Raw genomic sequence first — 21,601 nt, forward strand, 5'->3', positions numbered from 1 at the left:
GTTTTTCCTCCCAAATTGTGGAATGCTGCCTGGCTCCTTCCCCTTCAAGGGGAAGGCTGGGATGGGGATGGGTTTCTTTAGCAAACTATATGCTTGTTTTATCAACTGAAACCCATCCCCACCCTAACCCTCCCCTTGAAGGGGAGGGAATGCTCTCAGTCTTCTTTAGTTTCTTCTTGATTTATATGCCGCCAAATTTCCTCCATTACAGTAGAGGTTTCATTAAGTACCTGATTATTCCAAAAACGTAAGACAGTAAAACCTGCCTTCTTCAGCACTTCAGTTCTATGCATGTCATAGACCTCCGCTTCAGCGTGCTGTCCGCCATCAACTTCAATCACTAAACACTTTTCCAGGCACACAAAATCCAGTACGAAATGTTGATATGGATATTGCCGTCTGAATTTCACACCAAACTGCTCACCACGCAAGCCTTGCCATAATTTTTTCTCGGCATCGGTCATATTTTTACGTAAGACTTTTGCTGTTTTGATTAAGGTTTCATTGGCAAAGTTTTTCATATTTCAGATCGGCGCAAATTAACTGTATCCCCTCCCCTTCAAGGGGAGGGTTAGGATGGGGATGGGGTTCCATCGCAAATAATGTAAGGATTTTACGACCGAAACCCATCCCAATCCCGACCATCCACCGCACCGCTTGCAAGCGGCTTAGAAATTTGTGGTGCAAAGCATGCTTTGCGAATTCCCACAAATCTCCCCTTGAATGGGAAGGAGCTAAAAACTCATCCACCGCCAATCGCCCTCACCACATCAACCTTGTCATCGACCCGCAACTGATGCTCTGCCCACTGCGACCGCGGAATAATCTGCCGATTCACTGCCACCGCAATCGCCTGCTGTGACAGATTCAATTCAGCGATCAAATCGGTCAGCAGCGGACTCGCCAGTTGCCGCTTCTCTCCATTGAGCTGTATCTCCACCATGACTATTGCTTCTTGTAGATTTCCGCGCCGGATTTGATGAACTCAACTGCCTTGACTTCCATGCCCTGCTTCAAGGCCTGGATTTCGCTGATACCTTGTGCATTGGCATAGTCGCGCACTTCCTGCGTGATTTTCATCGAGCAGAAATGCGGGCCGCACATGGAGCAGAAGTGGGCGACCTTGGCAGAATCCTTGGGCAATGTCTCGTCATGGAATTCACGCGCCTTGTCGGGGTCGAGGCCGATGTTGAACTGGTCTTCCCAGCGGAATTCAAAGCGGGCCTTGGACAAGGCATTGTCACGTATCTGCGCACCGGGATGGCCTTTTGCCAGATCAGCGGCATGGGCAGCAATCTTGTAGGTGATGATGCCGTCCTTGACATCGACCTTGTTAGGCAAACCCAGATGTTCTTTCGGTGTCACATAGCACAGCATGGCAGTGCCATACCAGCCTATCTGGGCTGCACCTATGCCGGAGGTGATGTGGTCGTAACCAGGGGCGATGTCTGTCGTCAAAGGGCCCAGAGTATAGAAAGGCGCTTCATGGCATTGCTCAAGTTGCAGGTCCATGTTCTCTTTGATGAGGTGCATGGGCACGTGGCCGGGGCCTTCTATCATGACTTGTACATCATGCTTCCAGGCGATCTGAGTCAGCTCGCCCAGGGTTTTCAATTCACCCAGCTGCGCTTCATCATTCGCATCATAGATGGAACCCGGACGCAGACCATCGCCAAGGCTGAAGGACACGTCATAGGCTTTCATTATTTCGCAAATGTCTTCGAAATGCTCGTACAAGAAGCTTTCTTTATGATGCGCCAGACACCATTTCGCCATGATGGAACCACCACGTGACACGATGCCGGTCAAACGCTTGGCGGTCATCGGCACATATTGCAGGCGCACGCCAGCATGGATGGTGAAGTAATCGACGCCTTGCTCAGCTTGCTCAATCAGCGTATCGCGGAAGATTTCCCAGGTCAGGTCTTCTGCCTTGCCATTCACTTTTTCCAGTGCCTGATAGATGGGCACAGTACCAATAGGCACGGGTGAATTACGGATAATCCATTCACGGGTTTCGTGGATATGCTTGCCGGTGGAAAGGTCCATGACATTGTCGCCACCCCAGCGTATTGCCCAGGTCATTTTTTCGACTTCTTCACCTATGGAAGAAGTGACTGCAGAATTGCCGATATTGGCATTGATCTTGACCATGAAATTACGGCCTATGATCATGGGCTCAATTTCAGGATGATTGATATTCGCAGGAATAATCGCACGGCCACGGGCGATTTCTGAACGCACGAATTCTGGCGTGATTTCTGCGGGAATTGAAGCGCCAAAAGACTGGCCAGGATGCTGGCGGCCCATGACTTCTGCCAGCTTGCTGCCCATGGGGCCAGAGGCTTTCAGGTTTTCCAGATATTCTTTCCTGCGCAGGTTTTCGCGGATAGAGACAAATTCCATTTCCGGCGTGATGATGCCCTGGCGCGCATAGTGCATTTGCGAGACATTCTTGCCTGCCAGTGCACGGCGCGGCAGGCGCTTGAGGTTGAAGCGCAGCTCAGCCAGTTTGGGATCATGCAGGCGGGCGATACCGTATTCCGATGTCGGGCCTGCCAGTTCTTCAGTGTCATTGCGCTCGGCTATCCAGGCACCGCGTACGGATGCCAGGCCAGAGCGGATATCGATTTTTACTTCAGGATCGGTGTAAGGGCCGGAAGTATCGTAGACATAGATGGGCGGATTTTTTTCCGAACCAAACATGGCCGGTGTATCAGACTGCGTAATTTCGCGCATGGGTACGCGGATATCAGGGCGACTACCCTGTACATAGGTCTTGCGGGAATTCGGCAGTGGCTGTATGGCTGCCTCGTCTACCGTGGCGGTAGCGGACAAGAATTGCGGGTTGGCGTTCATTTTGGCTCCTTTGCTTTGTTGGCATGGAGCCAGCAAAGGAGTTTCCAAAACAGGTGCGCACAGATAAATACAGAACACAGGCGGCACAAACTTCGGCAGCTTCCCTTCGCTGGCATTATCCAGATCAGGTTCGAGGGTATTTCTCACCCGCCAACAAAGTTGATGGCAGGACCCCTAGCATTTTTTCTTCGGGTTCTGAATTAAATCCAGAACCACGACGACGGCAGATTATACGACTTTTTTAAACTCAGGTGCTTTATTTGATGGCGCTGGCGAGTTCTTCATCAGACACTGTTGTTGGTGCAGCAAGATTGCCTTCTGGCAGTTTCACCGGCCCATGCACCTCTATCAACTCGACCATACCAGCCTTGATCGCCGCCGACAAATCATGATCGAGTACCGGCAAGGCTTCTTCATAAGCGATCAATAATCTGTTGACGCCATAGGCGCGGTTGCGGCCATTGACCTTGCCCAGGTACAAGGCCATGTCGGCAATCTGCAAGGCTTTTTCCCAATTGCAGATGGCTTCTGGCAAACCAGAAAACGGCAGGCTGATGAAACCGGCGGTGATGGTAACAGGAACACTGGCACCATCAGCCTGGATGTTTTCTTCACCTATGCTGCGCAAGATACGTTCAACCAGGCCCTTGAGTTGTGCGGGGTTCGAGCGTGGTGAATAAATCAGAAATTCTTCGCCCCCCAGCGCAACACCATGTCACTGTCACGCACGGTACTGCGCAAACGGCGTGCCACTTCTATCAATACCGCGTCACCAGTGGCATGGCCAAAGCTGTCATTGATATTTTTGAAGTGATCGATATCCATGAGTATCAGGCAATCAGGGTTATCGATCGCATCTTCACGCCTTTCCCCCTCAGGCAAGATGGCCCTGCCCTTCATCATATCGACAAAAGAGCGACGGTTATACAAACCTGTGAGGGGATCACGCACCGCATGGAATTCGAGTTGTTCGTTGACTTCACGCAGTTTTTCATTGGTCTTGCGAACTCGCCGGTACAGAAAGAAAACCACCATCCCCGCCATCACCATGATGACTGCCGCCAGCATCAGCACCAGCTGTTGCAACTGACGGTTTTTGATATCGGCATCCTTGAGCTGGTTTTCACGCGCCAGCAATTCAATTTGTTTTTGCCTTTGCTGGGCATTGAATTGCTCTTGCAAAGTGGCTACAGCACGCGCCCGGTCAGAGCGGAATAATTCATCGCTGAGTTTTTGTTGCTCGCGCACCGTCGCCAGTGCCTCTTTATACATATCGGCGGCTTCATACATATTGCCGATTTCACTGAGCAGGTTTTCCACATCCGACTTGGAGCCGGTTTCCATGAAAAACTTCTTGGCTTCATTGATGTAGCCTATGCCCTGGGCGAATTTCTTTTGCCCTGCCAGTGCAAAGCCGATATTCGCCTTGGCGATGGCCATCGCAAAAGGATCATTCACCGCCTGGGCTTTTTCCAGTGAAAAACGGGCGGCGCGTTCAGCCTCGGTAAATTTGCGCACATGCAGGTAATAATCGGCAATATTGCCGAGTGCCGTGGCGGCTACGGCAGGCATGCCGGCATCGGTGGCTATCTGCAAGACGGTCTTGTAGGCCTCCAGCGCTTCATCATGACGACCCAGGTCTATCAGTGCCAGGCCACGTGTCATTTGCAGCGAAGAAGTGATTTTGGGCGAGTCTATGCCGGGCAACATCGCCAGGGCTTCGTTGGTGGTTTCCAGCGCCTTTTCTGCATTATGCATATTCAGGTAGAGCCTGGCGATGGATTCCATGCGGTACAGTTTTGCCTGGGCCCTGCGGCGCGGTATCTGGTCTGCGAGTTTCAGGGCTTCAAGAAAATAGGGCAGGGATTTATCAAAATTCCCTATCGCCAGTTGCACCATGCCAAAGGCGATATTCAGGCGCATCTGCACTTCAGCATTTTTTGAATCACGCAGGCTTTGCTGTATATCATTGAGTTTCACCAGCGCCATGGCGAATTTGCCCTGATCCAGCATCTGAAAGGCTTCGCCTATCAGCGCCATATTGATCATGTCATTGTCTTTTTGTGCTCTTGCCAGTTGCAGCAACTCTGCGTTGGCAGCATCAGCCTCCTTGATTTTGCCTGCGTCATACAAGATACCTATCAATGTCTTCAAGACTTCGGCACGCAAGGCGTAATTGGCATCTTTGCCCAATTTCTCCTTGTATTCCTGCAACTGTTTAAGGGCTGCAGTATTGTCGCGATCAGACAAGGAATGTATTGCTTCTATCTCAGAAAAATCAGGCCTGGTCTGGGCATATGCAGTACTGTTCATGCATAGCAAGGCAATAACCAGCAAACCCGGCATCAGCCTGGTTTGCCATTTAGGTAGTTGAAGCTGCGACATGCAAGCCCTCATTGTTCTGTCCGTGTCTCTGTTCAATTTTTTTATCAGGCTGGCGCTATTCTGCCCCGCTTTTATTTACCTGTCTGGTCCAGGAATACGCTGCCCACTTGCGACAATATTTCATCTTCCAGTTGCTGCGCCGGTATAGGTTTGCTCAGGTAAAAACCTTGCAGGATATCGCAGGACTGGGTGCGTAAAAACTCCAGTTGTTCGCGGGTTTCTACCCCTTCTGCCACCACTTCCAGCCTAAGGCTATGTGCCAGCGCGATGATGCCGGTGACGATGGCGGCATCGTCGGCGTCACCAGGAACGTCACGCACGAAGGACCTGTCTATCTTGATGATATCCACTGGGAAGCGTTTAAGATAAGACAAAGATGAATAGCCAGTGCCAAAGTCATCAATGGTCAGCCTGACACCCAGGCTGCGCAAACGGTCCAGTATCGCCAGGGTATCCTGTGCATGTTCCATCAGCGTGCTTTCGGTGATTTCCAGTTCCAGCATTTTCGCTGGCAAGCCGGTATCAAACAAAACCTGCTCCACGGTATTGGCAAAATCTTTTTGCAGTAACTGACTGACAGAAAGGTTCACGGCAACCCGCAGATGCCCCATGCCCTTGTCCATCCAGTTGCGCATCTGGGCGCAGGCGGTGCGCAGCACCCATTCGCCGAGTGCGATGATGAGGCCGGTTTCTTCTGCCATGGGGATAAATTCCAATGGCGACACCATGCCACGGGTAGGATGGAACCAGCGCACCAGTGCCTCGGCACCGATAATCTCGCCATTGTCCATGCGTGCCTGGGGCTGGTAAAACACCGCCAGTTCATTACGCTCCAATGCGCGGCGCAGGTCGTTCTCCAGACGTACCCGTTCAGAAATCGAATGTTCCATCGCTGCTTCAAAAAACTGGAAGTCAGTATTGGTTTTCTTGGCGCGGTACATGGCTGTGTCTGCATGTTTGACCAGGGTGCCTACGTCCATGCCATCGCTGGGATAGACAGAAATACCTATGCTGGCGGTCACAAAAATATCATGGCTATCAATCTGGAAAGGCTTGGCCAGGGTGCGGCAAATATTTTGCGCCGCCGATGCGGCAGCAGCTGGGTCTGCCAGTTCACTGAGTATCACAGTGAACTCATCGCCACCCAGGCGTGCCACGCAATCGGCATTGCGCACGCTGCGGCGTATGCGCTGGGCAACGGCAATCAGCAGGCGGTCACCGACATCGTGGCCTAGCGTGTCATTGACGTTCTTGAACCTGTCCAGGTCAAGGAAAAGTATTGCCACCGACTCGACATTTTCCTTGGCCATGGCCAGCCTGCGCCCCAGTTGATCGAGGAATTGCGTGCGGTTGGGCAAGCCAGTCAGCACATCGTTGAAGGCCAGGTGACGTATGCGTTTTTCAGCCTGGTTGGCTTCTATGATACGGCGCACGCGTTGCGACAGCACGGCAAAATGGATGGGTTTGGGAATGTAGTCGCAGGCACCGGCAGCAAAAGCTCTCTCCACCGAAGTATTGTCTTCCAGCGCAGTAATCATCAACACCGGTATGCTGCGGCCACGCGGCATTTCCTGTATCAGGCTGCAAGCGGTAAAACCGTCCATGACAGGCATGACGGCATCCATGAGAATGACATCGGGACGCATGCGCTTGAGCATCAGCAGGGCTTGTGAGCCATCTGCCGCCTCTTCCACCTTGAAGCCATCTCTTTGCAGGGTATGACGCAGCGTGCTGCGGGTGCTACGGTCATCATCGACCACGAGCACTTTGGCAACATGCCGGCCGGGGCTGACTGCTTCATGGCCTTCCAGGAATACCTCATTGCTCAGTTCATACGCCACGGCTTCGTAGGCCTGATGCAGGCTGCTCAGCAGCGGCGGGATTTCTGACAAATGTCTTTCCAGCGCCAGTTGTTCAACTTCCTTGGCAAACTGCAAAAGATTGCTGGCCCCCAGGTTACCACTGCTGCCTTTGATGGAATGTGCCATGGCGCGCACCATTTCAGCATCGCCTTGCTGCAAGCCATGGTTCAATTGTTCCAGATAGACAGGAGTATCTTCCAGGAACAGGGATACTGTCTGCTGCAAACCTGGCCCCAGGATATCGCGCAACTTGTCAAACACCGCGCGGTCAAGTGGCTGACCATCAAGCGGCTGCAATTGTCCATCTGAAGGCAAGGCACGTCCTGCCGCACCGCCATGGGTAAGCCAGCGTTCCAGCTTCTGGCGCAACTCCACCAGGGTGATAGGTTTGGCCAGATAATCATCCATGCCTATCGCCAGGCATTTTTCTGCATCGCCTCGCTGGGTATTGGCCGTCATCGCCACGATAGGAGTGCGCCTGCCCAGACCATCTTCATAATTGCGTATCCTGACGGTGGCTTCATAGCCATCCATTTCCGGCATGCTGCAATCCATGAGTATCAGGTCATAGCGGTTGCGGCGTGCAGCTTCGACTGCTTCCTTGCCATTTCCGGCAAATTCGCAATGGCAGGCGGACAGTGACAGCATGCCCGCTGCCACCATCTGGTTGGTGCGATTGTCTTCAACCACCAGCACGCGCCACTCCACCTGGCCACCCTGTGCAGGGTGACGCGCCACTTCCATGTCCCTGACAGGCATGGGGACGGGCGGCCTGACTATATTTGCCGTGGCTGGTGCCTGCGATTGGCTTTCAGTCAGCAACAAATGCCGCAAGGCTTGCAACATTTTTTCTATATGCACAGGCTTGCTCAGGCAAATTTCTGCTGCCGTGGAGTTGATATCTCCCGCACAGCCATTCCTGTCCAGTGCCAGAGTGTGAATGCCGCTATAACGATGATCGTTGCGCAGACGGCGCGCGAGTTCCACGCCGTCATCATCCGTGCTGTCGACATCCATGATGACCAGGGAATGAGGAGCACCTTCTTTGGCGGCCCTGTCCAGTAAGCTCAGTGCTTGCATGCCACTGGCTACTGCATGACATGCCATGCCATGACGGGAAAGTTGCTGCAGCAAAAAGCTGCGCACGATCTCACTGGGATCAACGATGAGTATGCGCTCGCCCTGCAAGTCGGTGCTGGCCTGGGCTGGCCTGTCATTGTTGCTGATGCTACTGGTGCTAATAGTGCTGCTGGCCCTGCATTGCATGCTGAAGTAAAAATTGCTGCCTTGCCCCGGTACGCTGCTGACGCCGATTTCACCATGCAGAAGTGCCACCAGTTGTTTGCAGATAGCCAGGCCCAGGCCGGTACCACCATATTTGCGTGTCGTTGAGCGGTCTGCCTGGGCGAAGGATTCAAACACATTGGCGACGGCATCAGCCGACATCCCTATACCGGTATCGCTGACATCAAAACGCAAGCTCATCGGGGCAGCAGGGTCGGCCTGGTCGCGGTGCTGGCTCAATACCACCCGCACCGCTATTTCACCATGCTCGGTAAACTTGACAGCATTACCTATGAGGTTCATGAGTATCTGGCGCAAACGCAAGGGATCGCTCTTGATGCGCAGAGGAACATCATCGGCGACCAGGTAGGCCAGTTCCAGACCTTTTTGCTGGGCAGACTTGGACAACAACTCCAGCACCTCAGCCACCAGTTTATTCAAATCAAATTCGATTTCTTCGACCTCGACCTTGCCCGCTTCCATCTTGGAAAAATCCAGGATGTCATTGATGAGCTCGATCAGGGACTGGGAAGAATTCCAGGCCACATCCACGCATTCGCGCTGGCTGCGGGTAAGACGCATTTCCTTGAGCATGTCGAGCATGCCAACCACGCCATTCAAAGGGGTGCGCACTTCATGGCTGACGGTGGCAGCAAATTGTGCCTTCATGACGGCGGTATGCAGGGCCTGGTCACGTGATTGCTTGAGTTCAGCTTCACGCTCTTCCAGCACTGCCATCATCTGGTTGAAGGCATGCGCCATTTCCATGATGTCTTTTGAGCCTTGCGGTGTCGCGCGCATGCCGGACTCGCCGGCTTCTGCCCTGCCCATGAGAGCAGACAAATGATTCAGCGGGCGTATCATCTGCCGCGACATCAGGCGTATCACGGCCAGCAGGATCAGGGCAAATGAGAACGTGATGGCGAGGTTGCCGAGCAGCAGCGACGACACCAGTTTATCCAGCGTGGTCTTGCCGACCACTACGTGTACATAACCCAGTAATTGTGGCTTGCTCTCCTGCACTTCAAAAGGCGAGGCTTCTGCCTCACCGGCAAATACCGGGGCACTGAAACGCCAGTCCTGCTCACTTTCCTGTTCCAGCCTGGCACTCGACAAGGGCCCGGCCGGTTGCGTCTGTAAAGGCGGCAAGACAACGCCAGGTTTGCTTTGCGACAGCAAGACCTTATGCTCTGCATTGGCGATCTCTACCTGCAGGACATCAGGAAAAGCCAGGGTGGTCGTCACCACTTCCCTGGCATTATCGGCAGAGTGATACAACAGGGCCAGGCGGCTTTGACGTGCCAGGTTTTCTGCCACTTGCTGACCCTGCACGACAAAGTAAGCGCGCATGCGATGGCTGGCCTGCCATGAATTCATGATGGAAGAAAACAATGCCAGCACCAGAATCGCAGCCGTGATGATCACCGTTAGCTGGAGACTGAAACCTGTGCGGCGAAAGTAATTGCTGAAAAACGTCATACTTGAACCAAATTACTTGTGGCCATCCACCGTCAGGCATCGCTGGTGAACAGCACTTTGTCTCAGAATATTCAAGATCATGGCAGCATTCTCACGGATGCATGGCATGCTTGGCTCTTTCACTTCTCTTCGTTTTTATTGTTCTTTACATCGCAGCAGCATGGCAGACAGCCTGCAATGGCAATCAATCGCAATCAATTACAACACTCAAGGCTCAGGGAAGATAGAGTCAAAACTTCTCTGGCTTTGATAATCAATGTTCAAACCTATATGGCTGGCTGTACGCAAATTCACTGCCACCAGGACCTCACGCAGCAAGGACACGCCAGACTTGCGGCCATCTCCGCTCACGGCACTATGGGCTGCCATGGCCAGGCTGTGTCCCAGCTCCAGATTATTTGGATAGAGCGCAAACAGTGCTCCTTTTTTTGCGTGCAGAAAACTGCTGGAAAAGAAGGGGATGCCACGGTTCCAGGATTCACGCAAGACCAGCGGCAAGATACTACCCTCCTCCACCGTGGTTGAATCTTGTGGCAGCCACAAGGCGTCGCGCCGGTCCGCGCTGGCAAAGGCCACTTCATACTGATGGGCGGCACCAGCGAGGTCTTTGGCTTCATAGGTTACCAGCTCCAGCCCCTGCTGCCTGGCTGCTTCGCGCGCCAGTTTGATCAGTGTCTCATTGTTTTTGGGGTCGTACACGACAATGACTCTTTTGACGCCTGGCAGCAGGCTTTTGAGGCGGGTAAACAACAAGGCAGGATCGGGCATAAGACTGACGCCTGTCATGCTGCGGCTTTCGCTTTCAGGAATGTTCAGTACACCACCAACGACCACGGCAATCTCGCGGTCCAGGCCACTGGCCAGCTTGACTCCCTGACGGCCAAGGGCGATGACGACCCTGACACCATTGCGTTTCAATTGCGCATTCAGGTCAGCGGTTTCCAGCTTGGCGCTTATCGGCACACTGATCACCGGCATGCGTGACTTGCTTTCTATGCCTTCGATGATTTTGGCAAAAATACTGCGGTAAGGTTCACCCATGTCAGGATACAGTACCGCCAGGCTGCCCCCGGTACTGACCTCAGGGCGGCGTCCCTGAGTGACAGCATCTGCAAAGACCAGATGCTCGCCATAGCGGTAACCCATGCGCAAATCCTGGGCCATTGCAGGAGTCTGCACTTGCAACACCTGGTTTTGCAGCATGGCCAGGTCTTGCCTGAGCATGGGCTGCTGAGCCATGGCAGGGGAAACGAGCAAAAACAATATGCACAGGACGAGATTGAAAAACTGGCAGGCGTACTTAAGCAAGCCAGCTTTCGCATCCGTCTTTTGACCGAGGCGGCAAGCATGGATATCAGAAAAATAAGAACAGCCTTTTTCCAGCATCTAAAGTTTTATTCCTTATCTTATTCTCAACACAGTTTCGTCCTGCTTTTGCGGCGCTTGCCGCTCCTGCCGTTATTACTATCCTTACTCCTGCCATTATTTCTGCCGCCATTGCTGCTGTTTTTTTACAAACAAACTATCAGGCTGCCACAGCCATACCAAGAATCAGCCATCAACATTAACAGATTTACGCACGCCCCCATATCGAAATTGATGCGCCTGCTTTATTCACCCGACAAGCGGTCAGATGTCACTGCAAAGTGATCATCGGTATTCCTATAATTTATAGCCAAATTGCAAAAAGACCGAACGCCCGCCCTTGGGAAATTTCTTGACTCTCTGATGGTCTGCGATATGGTTGATTTGGTATTCACTCTCCATCCTGATCCAGGCCACCAACCCTCTCTCAACTGGTGGCGCCGCTTACCTCTATATCAGCAGCAGTAATCACTATCGCTACGGCAGTTGCATGGCGCAAAGGAAGGGCAGAACCTGTGGCAACGCTGATGACAGACTTGTCGCCGGATTTGTCACCGGATTTGTCAACATAGGCCAGCACCAGGGCTTCTTCTGTATTTGGTTTATCAGCCCTGGCGGGCTGAAACAGGACTATCAGCAGAAAGACAAAATTAATGGCACTTGTCGTATTGATCAGACTTCTCATGATGTCCCCAGGGGTTTTCAAGCATCTTAATCCAATCTTTCCTGCAACAACAAGCCAGATGCATGGTGGCAACATGGCATTTGTCGCTTTGCTGCCCACAAGTGACGAGATTTAAAATATTTATTGTCTTTAAGATATTTTATTATTGCTATCCGCAGGAAAAACCGCCTTCTGCACTTTCCTCATTTATAATCAAAGGTTTAGCAATCACCGCAGATCATATTATGGAATTAGCCAAGTCTTTTGAGCCCGCCGAAATCGAACAATCCTGGCGTGGCGAGTGGGAAAAACGTGGGTATTTTGCCGCCACCATGGATGAAGGCAAACCCTCGTTCTCGATACAGCTGCCGCCGCCAAATGTGACAGGCACCCTGCACATGGGTCATGCCTTCAACCAGACCATCATGGATGGCCTGACGCGTTACTACCGCATGCGCGGTCACAATACGGCCTGGATACCGGGTACTGATCATGCAGGTATCGCCACGCAAATCGTGGTGGAACGCCAGTTGGATGCCCAAAAGATTTCGCGCCACGATCTAGGCCGTGAAAAATTCCTGGAAAAAGTCTGGGAGTGGAAAGAAAAATCCGGCTCCACCATCACTGGCCAGATGCGCCGCATGGGTGCGTCTGCCGACTGGGACCGTGAATATTTCACCATGGATGCTGAACGCTCCAAGAGCGTGACCGATGTCTTCGTCAAACTGGTAGAGCAAGGCCTGATCTATCGCGGCAAGCGCCTGGTGAACTGGGACCCCGTGCTGGGTACTGCCGTATCTGATCTGGAAGTGGTGTCGGAAGAAGAAGATGGCTCCATGTGGCATATCCGCTACCCGTTTGCGGATGGCTCCGGCCACCTGACGGTAGCGACGACACGCCCGGAAACCCTGCTGGGTGACGTGGCCGTGGCAGTTGACCCGACGGATGAACGTTACATCCACCTGGTTGGCAAGATGCTCAAGCTGCCGCTGACAGACCGTGAAATCCCGGTGATTGCCGACAGCTATGTCGATAAGGAATTTGGTACTGGCTGCGTGAAGATCACGCCTGCACATGACTTGAACGATTACGCAGTTGGCCAGCGTCACAAACTGGACATGATCTGCATTTTCACTCTGGATGCCAAGATCAATGAAAACGGTCCTGCGCAATATCAGGGCATGGACCGTTTCGTCGCCCGCAAACAAATCGTGGCTGACCTCGATGCACAGGGTTTGCTGGAATCGGTAAAACCACACAAGTTGATGGTGCCACGTGGCGACCGTACCAATGTGGTGATTGAACCGATGCTGACTGACCAGTGGTTCATGGCCATGAGCAAACCGGCACCGGAAGGTACCTTCTTCCCTGGCAAATCCATCGCTGAAGTGGCGCTGGAAAAAGTCGCTGATGGTGAAATCAAATTCATCCCGGAAAACTGGACAACGACTTACAACCAGTGGCTGACGAATATCCAGGACTGGTGTATCTCTCGCCAACTCTGGTGGGGTCATCAGATCCCGGCCTGGTATGGCGACAATGGTGAAATTTTTGTTGCCCACGATGAAGCAGGTGCCAAAGCCAAGGCAGCTGCCGCTGGCTACACTGGCGCATTGAAGCGTGATGATGACGTGCTAGATACCTGGTTCTCATCTGCGCTGGTGCCTTTCTCTACCATGGGCTGGCCGGAAGAAACACCGGACATCAAACAGTTCCTGCCATCCTCGGTACTGGTCACCGGCTTTGACATCATTTTCTTCTGGGTAGCGCGTATGGTCATGATGACCACGCACTTCACCGGCAAGGTACCGTTTAATACAGTTTATGTGCATGGCCTGGTACGCGATTCCAGCGGACAGAAAATGTCCAAGTCCAAGGGTAATACCCTGGACCCTATCGACCTCATCGACGGTATCAGCGTAGATGAACTGGTGGCCAAGCGCACTGCCGGCCTGATGAACCCGAAACAGGCTGCCAGCATAGAAAAAGCCACGCGCAAGGAATTTGCCGACGGCATCCCTGCCTATGGTACGGACGCTTTGCGCTTCACGATGGCCAGCTATGCATCACTGGGCCGCAATATCAATTTCGATCTGGGCCGTTGCGAAGGTTATCGCAACTTCTGCAATAAACTGTGGAATGCGACCCGCTTTGTCCTGATGAATACTGAAGACAAGGATTGTGGTTTTGGTGCTGGTGTCACAGATGCTGACCTCGAATATTCACAGGCTGACAAATGGATCATCTCCACCTTGCAACATGCAGAGGCTGAGATAGAAAAAGGTTTTGCCGACTACCGTTTCGACAATATCGCTTCTGCCATCTACAAGTTTGTCTGGGATGAATATTGCGACTGGTATCTGGAAGTAGCCAAGGTACAGGTACAGCAAGGTAATGAAGCGCAACAACGCGCGACCCGCCGCACTTTATTACGCGTACTGGAAGTGATCTTGCGTCTGGCTCACCCTGTCATCCCTTTTGTCACTGAAGCACTGTGGCAAACCGTGGCTCCGCTGGCAGGCAAGACTTTGAACCCTGCTGGCGACAGCATCATGATCCAGCCTTACCCGCTGTTTGTCGCTGCTAACGTCGATACTGCGGCAGAAGCCTGGATGCAGGCACTCAAAGCCATGACCGACGCTTGCCGTAACCTGCGTGGTGAAATGCAATTGTCCCCTGCCAAACGCGTGCCACTGTTGTTGCAGGCTGCAAATGCAGAAGACAAGGCCCGCCTGCAATCTTTTGCGCCTTACCTGGAAGCACTGGCGAAACTGTCTGAGGTAGCTGTCGTTGATGCCCTGCCTGAATCACCGGCACCGGTATCCGTCGTTGGCGAATCGAAGCTGATGCTGAAAGTGGAAATCGATGTGGCAGCAGAGCGTGCACGTATCAGCAAGGAAGTCGCCCGTCTGGAAGGTGAAATTACCAAGCTGGAGACCAAGCTGGGTAACGAAGGCTTTGTCGCCAAGGCACCTGCACAGGTCATCGCGGTTGAGAGAGAACGTCTGGCGAATTTCAAGGCAACCCTGCAAAAACTGCTGGAACAGTTAGATAAGCTGCCACCAGCCTAAGATGTTGCAATCCCGTGGGTTAAAGTAGGTACTCTAAAAATATTGTACGTGGTGAAAATTTTGCCACGTACAATCAAATCACATAAATCAGAGACCACAGTTTTTTCTTTTGGAGACAGCATGAAAAAAACAGTTCCACTCGTGTTATCCGTACTATCCGCATTCATCGCATTCGCAGGCATGCCCCTGCTGGCACAGGCTGAAGAAAGCCCGGTCGGCCTGTGGAAGAGCATAGATGACAAATCAGGCAAACCCAAGGCACTGATACGTATCACCGAAACTGCCGGTGAATTGCAGGGCAAGATAGAGAAACTGTTTTTGGAAGCCGATGCCCCAGAAAAGAACCCAAAATGCGATAAATGTGAAGGTACCAACAAAGACCAGCCCATAGTCGGCATGACCATCTTGTCTGGCCTCAAAAAAGACGGTGACGAATATACAGGTGGCAAAATCCTCGACCCAGGCAATGGCAAGCTGTATAGCAGCAAGCTCAGTGTCATTGAAAACAACAAGAAACTGAATGTGCGCGGTTATATCGGTGCACCGATGTTCGGTCGCACCCAGACCTGGTTGCGCGAGCAATAAATCTGCAAGGCCAGACTGCAAAACCAGATAAGGTAACAACATAACAACAACGGGAGCTCAGGCTCCCGTTGTTGTTTGTTATTATGATTCCTGCATGTTTTTGCCTGATACTGCGGCCTGCCCCTGTTGCAAGCCAGCGACTTGCCAGAAATAGCAATAAGGCAGATGATAGGCTACTGAATCCCTTTTTGATGAAGGCAGCATCATGAAAAAAGCATGCTCATCCTGGTTTGCTGTCGCTCTGCTGATACTGCTCCCCTTGTTACCAGGCTTGTCATCGGCGCAAGGAAAATTACTCAAAATTGCCACTGGTGAACTCCCACCCTATGCGACTGAAAGCAGGCCAGACAAAGGCATAGCCCTGAGCATAGTAAGGCGCGCTTTTGAACTCGAAGGCTATCAGGTGGAATTTACTTTCCTGCCGTGGTCACGCGCCCTGGCAGAGAGCCGTGCTGGCAAATGGGATGGCACGGCTTACTGGGGTCACAAACCTGAGCATGACCAGAGTTTTTTCCTGAGTGACAATGTCATCACCGAACAATGGGTGTTTGTCTATCGCAACGCCATCGATTTTAAATGGAAACAACTCGACGATCTCAAGCCCTACCGTATTGCCATGATACAGGACTATACCTATACGCCAGAGATCTGGGCGATGGCGAATAAGGGTGACCTGAAGATGGAAAGGCTGCCGAATGATACGGCCGCCCTGAAGCTCTTGCTGTTGAAACGGGTAGATATTGCCCCTATGGAGAGAAACGTCACCTGTGATTTATTGGCGAAGAATTTTTCACCTGCCGATGCGGCACAGTTATCTGCACACCCAAAATTGATGACGGAGAGTTTTACGACTCACCTCATGATGTCGCGTGGCCTGCCGACCAGTGCAGGCAGGGTTGCGGCATTTAATAATGGCCTGAAAAAACTGCGCGCCTCTGGCGAATATCAAAAACTGTCTTCCCAGGTGAATTGCCCGCAAGGCTGGTCTGATGTGGCCAAGTCCAGCCACTGAATTTGCTCTTCATTATTCCGTCTTCACTGCGCAGTATCATCAGCATGGCCGGGAGCACACAAGGGCAAATGCATGATAAAGCTGGCACCTTTCCCTGGCTCGCTTTCCACCCGTATGCTGCCTCCGAGTACATCACAAACCAGGTTATAGACGATATTCAAACCCAGGCCACTGCCACCCTGCCCCAGTTTGGTCGTGAAGAAGGGATCAAAGATACGTCCGAGATTGATGTCTGCAATGCCAACACCGTTGTCATTGACGCTTAATTCCACCTTGGCAGGTTCTGCATCCAGCAAATGTGCCCGGATATCGATGACGCCATTTTCGCGACCATCAAAGCCATGCAGGATGGCATTATTGATGAGGTTGCTGATAATCTGCCCGAGCAAACCTGGGTAGGCATCCATACGTATGCCAGGCGGAATATCGATACGGACTTCATGTACATGATGCCTGATACTGGCCCCCATGGTCAGCATGGTTTCCCTGACGACTTCATCAAGAAAAAACACGCGGCGCTGGGCGCTGGTTCTATCTACCGCCACGCGCTTGAAACTGCCGATCAGGTCAGCCGCGCTATGCAAATTGCGCAAAAGTATATCGCTGGCCTGCAGGTTATTCTCGACATAATTTTGCAGAGCCGCACGGGTAACGCCCTGCGCCATTTTCTTGTTGAATTCGCGGCTCAGGTCATGAATGGTACTGGCCACCGTCACAGAATTTCCTATAGGCGTATTGAGTTCATGAGCCACGCCTGCGACCAGCGAACCGAGCGCGGCCATTCTGTCGCTGCGCTGGATTTCGGCATGGGCGTTATTCAAATCATTGAGGGCTGTGCGCAACTCCTGGTTCGATGCATGTAACTCCCTGGTACGGTCGTTGACCCTTTGCTCCAGCGTGGCATTGTGGCTGGCCTGCTCGCTCATGAGTTCACCCAGACGCAGGCGCATGGAATCCACCCCCAGCGCCAGGCTGCCCAGTTCATCAGGCCTGGCTGCGCTGACGACCTCGGTGAGATGCCCCTCACCCAAGCGATCGACATCACGCTGTAATTGCTGCAGTGGGCGCATCATGCGTTTTTGGAACAGCAACCATAACAGGAAAAAAGAAATTAGCAATTGCACCAGGATGGCGGCACCGCCCTTGAGGAATTTCTTCAGGAATTCCTGCTCCATCCAGTAACTGCTCATTTCTATCGTGACCCGGCCTATGATGCTGCCATCTTTGCGGATATTGCGGGTTTCACTGATCAAACCCTGCTTTTGCTGTATGGCCTGCTCAGCATGCACAAAGCGACCCAGGGCGGCATCCTCGACGACGATACGCACGACATCGGGATTGAGCATGACAGAATTAACAAAGCTTTGGGCACTGCTTGCATCGACTTGCCACAATGGCACAGGCATGGTTTGCTCCAGCATGCTGGCATATTGCTTCAGCGGCCCACGCACGCGCACTTCGTATTCGCGTTCATAGCTATCCCTGGCCAACACAGTGCCGAGCAGGACGGCGGGAATCAGGATGCCCAAGGCTATACCCAGCACGATGGCCTTACGCAGAGACATGGTAGCTGCACGCCAGCCTGCATACTGGTCTGGTGATACTGGATGAGGTGAGTGCTTGCCCAACATAGTTGCAGCCAGTCCCGGTGTTAGCCTGATGCCAGATGGCGGAATTTGCCCAGACCATAGATCCAGACCTGATAAATTTGCAAAGCAACTGCCGGAATCCCAAGGCCATACACCTGCAGGTATACGGCATTGCCCAAATATTCTACCCGAAATTGATGATGGGCCTGCAATCAGCAATGCAGGCGGCAAACATCAAGGCCAGCATTCTGTCTTTCTCTGCCTGTCTTGATGCAGGTCATGGATGAGGGTCTGGATAAGCTTAGTATAGGGGCAGGGAAAATCCCTTCCTCTATCATTAAGGAGTATCCATGCAAGTAGATCACCACCCTCTTTCCACTGAATTTCCAGAGTTCAAGCAAGCTATCCACGAACTGAAAGCCAACGACAAGCATTTCGCCAAGCTGTTTGCTGAATATGATGACACCGACAAGGCCATCAATCGTGCAGAGAACGGCGCCGAGCATCTGGGTGATGCCGCGCTGGAAGACTTGAAGAAAGCACGCTTGAGCCTGAAAGATCAATTGTTCAAGATCATACAGACTGGCGCTGCGGCCTGATAGTAACCGGCGGCCTCTTGAACGCCGGGCTCAGTTCCGGCGTTTTGCCCTGAAAACTTGCTGGTCCTGGTAAAAAGCAGCATCCTGCTGCGGCCACCAGCCTGGTATGCCAAGTACTGGTAAAGGCGTGTAATCTGCCGTGGTCAACATCTGGCTTGCAAGTTGCGCTGCCACTACCCCATCGATATGTGCACGTCTGGCGCTGGCATCGAGCTTGAAATAAGCTGGCTCCACCATGACGACCCAGGTATGTGCTGTAATCGCCTTATAGGGCTTGACCAGCTTTTCCATCAAGGCATGTCCAAAGCACCAGACTTCGGCGCAGCCACCGAATTTATCTGCCTGTCTGACAAAGGCGTCCTGCCATGCATGGGCGCGCAAAGCGGCGATCAGGTCTGCTCCTTCCGGCGTATCTGCAAGGACAAGCAGCGCAGCATTCTCATCAAAGATGGTTGCTGCATCACGCGCGGGGCCGCGTGACTTGCCTATGCCGAGAGCAGCAATTTGCGCGGCCTGCAAGGCATTCAACTGCCGCTTGATGGCTGGGAAAGTCAGCCACACCAGCGCATTGAAAAAATCATGCAGGTTCTCGCGCGTGGGTACCTGGCCGGTAGCACTGATATGCGCCTCATAGGCCGCACCATCAGGTAATTCTTCCTGTGCGATAAAGCGCAAGGGTAAACCAAGATGATTGTGCAAGCCCGCCTGCACGGCACACTGATTGAGTTGCTGGCGCCAGTCATCTGCCGCCAGCAAGTCTTTGGCCGATTCGCACACGGTGGCAAACCACACTCGCGACCAGTCTATGTCATCAAAAAAACGTGTCATGAATTGCCAACCAGATTTATGCAGTGCGCATTTTCCAGTGCAGGGTTTCGCCACTGTTCAGTGGCACGATGCTGGTGTCGGCAAATGGCAGTTCTGCCGGCATTTGCCAGTCCTCGCGCACCAGGGTAATGCTGCCGCTATTACGCGGCAATTGATAAAAGTCAGGGCCATTGAAACTCGCGAATGCTTCGAGTTGATCGAGTGCACCGGCCTGTTCAAAAGCCTGGGTATACAATTCCATCGCATGCAAAGCGGTATAGCAACCGGCACAACCACAGGCATGCTCTTTCAAACCCTTGGCATGCGGTGCAGAATCGGTACCGAGGAAGAAGCGCTTGCTGCCCGAGATTGCCGCTTTAACCAGCGCCTGGCGATGGGTTTCACGCTTGAGCACTGGCAGGCAATAATAATGCGGACGTATGCCGCCTTTGAAAATCTCATTGCGGTTATACAGCAAGTGATGGGCAGTAATCGTCGCGGCTATCGGGCCGCCAGATTCTGCCACATAGGCAGCAGCATCACTGGTCGTGATATGTTCAAACACCACTTTCAATTCTGGCATGTCCTTGCGCAGCGGTTGCATGACACGGTCTATGAATACTGCCTCACGGTCAAACAAATCAATCTCGGCATCTGTCACTTCACCATGCACCAGGAAGGGCATGCCAACCTCCTGCATGGTTTCCAGGGTCTTGTAGCAATTCTTGAGGTCAGTCACACCGGCATCTGAATTGGTGGTGGCACCAGCTGGATACAGCTTCACGGCATGCACAAAGCCACTGTCCTTGGCTCGGCGTATCTCATCTGGTGGTGTGTTATTGGTCAGGTACAGGGTCATCAGCGGTTCGAAATTCATGCCTGCTGGCAAGGCAGCAAGTATGCGTTCACGATAAGCGGCAGCCTGTTCAGTCGTAGTGACCGGCGGCTTCAGGTTAGGCATGATGATGGCCCGGGCAAACTGCGCTGCAGTATGCGGCAGCACGCTGGCCAGGGCGGCGCCATCGCGCACGTGCAAATGCCAGTCATCCGGGCGGGTAATCGTGATTTCTTGTGGGGAAGTGCTGGAAGTAGAGGCAGTCATGGTAGCTCGCAGTGACGGAATACCGGCATTTTACCTTTTCCCTCTGCCTTAAGCACCTTTGCCAGCACAGATCAGGTGCATTTCACCAGCAGTAATGGCTGAAAAATAGTGAAGCAGCAATAATCTTCCAACACTGTATTTCCCTAGTGACATGCAATCACTGGATCAAGTCTGCCACCAAAACGCTGCAATGCCATGATCCGCATGATCAACGCCTGCTCCGGCAATATATCCAAAGCATTTTGCGGTGAAGTCCCCTGGGTCATCAACAAGGCCTTGTCCTGCGTGTGTGCAAGACCCAGTACGTGCCCTAGTTCATGCCCCAAAGGTTTGCCCATCAGGAAATAGGGATTCGCGTGTCTGTCCGGGCGATTCATCAGCACATCATTAAATACTGCCTTACCCGCTGGCAAATTGCCAAATGCATCAGCGACCTTGCCAGCCGGGGCAGGCATGGCCGCAGCAAAAATGATACTCAGTTGATTGCGGTTTTCAGTCCAGGCGGGCAATTCACCTATTGGACGGAATCTGAAATTGAAAGTGATGCGCGCCTGCTGATAATAGCGATTGACGAGTTCCATATAAGGCTGCAATTGCTCAGGCCTGCTCCAGATGGCAGAGTCCTTGAAAAACACATCCACATCGACTGCGATGATTTTCTTGCTTTCAGCTTCGCTACAAATTGCCGCATTCATTGCGCAGGCAGCTTGCTGATCAGGAAAAATTTTTAATTCGCGCGGTAAGTCTGCAGTGCGCAAATGTGACCAGTCCAGTGCTTGCCATTGATATTCGTCGGGTAGCAATTTGCTGCAGTTTTTTGTAGTAGCGTCGGTTGCAGCGTTTGTGGACAGATTCTGTTCTGTACCAAACACTGCTGAGACGAACAGCAGCAAACTTGTGAACGCGCCAACGCAGATAGCAAGCCGTGCTGAATTAAA

15 protein-coding genes, 1 pseudogene and 1 riboswitch are annotated in these 21,601 nt (G+C 52.5%); of the genes and pseudogenes, 5 read left to right on the plus strand and 11 right to left on the minus strand.

Annotated features, from left to right (window positions below):
- Nucleotides 1-155 precede the first annotated feature (155 nt).
- The 6 genes and pseudogenes from UNDYM_RS23905 to UNDYM_RS23935 form a co-directional block, all read right to left on the minus strand.
- Nucleotides 156-521: an endonuclease domain-containing protein gene (locus tag UNDYM_RS23905; RefSeq protein WP_162043355.1), complete on the minus strand. Its 366-nt coding sequence runs from the start codon at nt 519-521 to the stop codon at nt 156-158.
- A 221-nt stretch (nt 522-742) separates the two neighbouring features.
- Entirely contained in the window at nt 743-943 is a 201-nt protein-coding gene (thiS, locus tag UNDYM_RS23910) for a sulfur carrier protein ThiS (RefSeq protein WP_174244964.1), read from the minus strand.
- Between the two features lie 2 nt (nt 944-945).
- A complete protein-coding gene (gene thiC, locus UNDYM_RS23915; protein WP_162043356.1) occupies nt 946-2,859 on the minus strand; it encodes a phosphomethylpyrimidine synthase ThiC in 1,914 nt (637 codons plus the stop codon).
- 84 nt (nt 2,860-2,943) lie between these two features.
- Nucleotides 2,944-3,045, minus strand: a riboswitch (TPP riboswitch).
- 70 nt (nt 3,046-3,115) lie between these two features.
- A pseudogene (locus UNDYM_RS23925) lies at nt 3,116-5,256 on the minus strand (diguanylate cyclase).
- Nucleotides 5,257-5,315: 59 nt separating this feature from the next.
- Complete coding sequence (locus tag UNDYM_RS23930) at nt 5,316-9,869, minus strand: EAL domain-containing protein (protein ID WP_232063581.1); 4,554 nt, start codon at nt 9,867-9,869, stop codon at nt 5,316-5,318.
- 207 nt (nt 9,870-10,076) lie between these two features.
- Nucleotides 10,077-11,093 (minus strand): ABC transporter substrate binding protein, encoded by a 1,017-nt coding sequence (locus UNDYM_RS23935; protein ID WP_232063582.1) that lies wholly within the window; start codon nt 11,091-11,093, stop codon nt 10,077-10,079.
- On the opposite strand from UNDYM_RS23935, the gene UNDYM_RS23940 reads away from it, so the two are divergent.
- The gene (locus UNDYM_RS23940) at nt 11,049-11,519 is read left to right on the plus strand and encodes a hypothetical protein (protein WP_162043358.1); all 471 of its coding nucleotides are present in this window, start codon (nt 11,049-11,051) and stop codon (nt 11,517-11,519) included. The two genes, UNDYM_RS23935 and UNDYM_RS23940, sit on opposite strands and share 45 nt — an antisense overlap.
- Nucleotides 11,520-11,661: 142 nt before the next feature.
- Here the strand turns inward: UNDYM_RS23940 and UNDYM_RS23945 are convergent, their stop codons facing one another.
- On the minus strand, nt 11,662-11,919 hold the full coding sequence (locus tag UNDYM_RS23945) for a hypothetical protein (RefSeq protein WP_162043359.1): 258 nt from the start codon (nt 11,917-11,919) through the stop codon (nt 11,662-11,664).
- A 224-nt stretch (nt 11,920-12,143) separates the two neighbouring features.
- Here UNDYM_RS23945 and UNDYM_RS23950 point away from each other — a divergent pair, with 224 nt between their 5' ends.
- From UNDYM_RS23950 to UNDYM_RS23960, 3 genes are all read left to right on the plus strand, one after another.
- A complete protein-coding gene (locus tag UNDYM_RS23950; RefSeq protein WP_162043360.1) occupies nt 12,144-14,969 on the plus strand; it encodes a valine--tRNA ligase in 2,826 nt (941 codons plus the stop codon).
- A 120-nt stretch (nt 14,970-15,089) separates the two neighbouring features.
- The gene (locus UNDYM_RS23955; protein ID WP_162043361.1) at nt 15,090-15,554 is read left to right on the plus strand and encodes a DUF2147 domain-containing protein; all 465 of its coding nucleotides are present in this window, start codon (nt 15,090-15,092) and stop codon (nt 15,552-15,554) included.
- A gap of 205 nt (nt 15,555-15,759) precedes the next feature.
- Entirely contained in the window at nt 15,760-16,566 is an 807-nt protein-coding gene (locus UNDYM_RS23960; RefSeq protein WP_162043362.1) for an ABC transporter substrate-binding protein, read from the plus strand.
- A gap of 23 nt (nt 16,567-16,589) precedes the next feature.
- On the opposite strand, the gene UNDYM_RS23965 is transcribed toward UNDYM_RS23960, so the two are convergent.
- The gene (locus UNDYM_RS23965; RefSeq protein ID WP_162043363.1) at nt 16,590-18,131 is read right to left on the minus strand and encodes a sensor histidine kinase; all 1,542 of its coding nucleotides are present in this window, start codon (nt 18,129-18,131) and stop codon (nt 16,590-16,592) included.
- Nucleotides 18,132-18,505: 374 nt separating this feature from the next.
- Here UNDYM_RS23965 and UNDYM_RS23970 point away from each other — a divergent pair, with 374 nt between their 5' ends.
- A complete protein-coding gene (locus UNDYM_RS23970) occupies nt 18,506-18,754 on the plus strand; it encodes a YdcH family protein (protein WP_162043364.1) in 249 nt (82 codons plus the stop codon).
- Nucleotides 18,755-18,784: 30 nt separating this feature from the next.
- Here UNDYM_RS23970 and UNDYM_RS23975 read toward each other — a convergent pair whose 3' ends face one another.
- The 3 genes from UNDYM_RS23975 to UNDYM_RS23985 all read right to left on the minus strand — a co-directional run bounded on the left by UNDYM_RS23975 (nt 18,785) and on the right by UNDYM_RS23985 (nt 21,466).
- Nucleotides 18,785-19,582, minus strand: a complete 798-nt coding sequence (locus tag UNDYM_RS23975) for a DUF3025 domain-containing protein (RefSeq protein ID WP_162043365.1) — start codon at nt 19,580-19,582, stop codon at nt 18,785-18,787.
- A 16-nt stretch (nt 19,583-19,598) separates the two neighbouring features.
- On the minus strand, nt 19,599-20,663 hold the full coding sequence (pyrC, locus tag UNDYM_RS23980; protein WP_162043366.1) for a dihydroorotase: 1,065 nt from the start codon (nt 20,661-20,663) through the stop codon (nt 19,599-19,601).
- A 143-nt stretch (nt 20,664-20,806) separates the two neighbouring features.
- Nucleotides 20,807-21,466: a hypothetical protein gene (locus tag UNDYM_RS23985; RefSeq protein ID WP_162043367.1), complete on the minus strand. Its 660-nt coding sequence runs from the start codon at nt 21,464-21,466 to the stop codon at nt 20,807-20,809.
- Nucleotides 21,467-21,601: the final 135 nt, after the last annotated feature.

The sequence above is a fragment of the Undibacterium sp. YM2 genome (genome assembly GCF_009937975.1).
Lineage (GTDB): Bacteria > Pseudomonadota > Gammaproteobacteria > Burkholderiales > Burkholderiaceae_D > Undibacterium.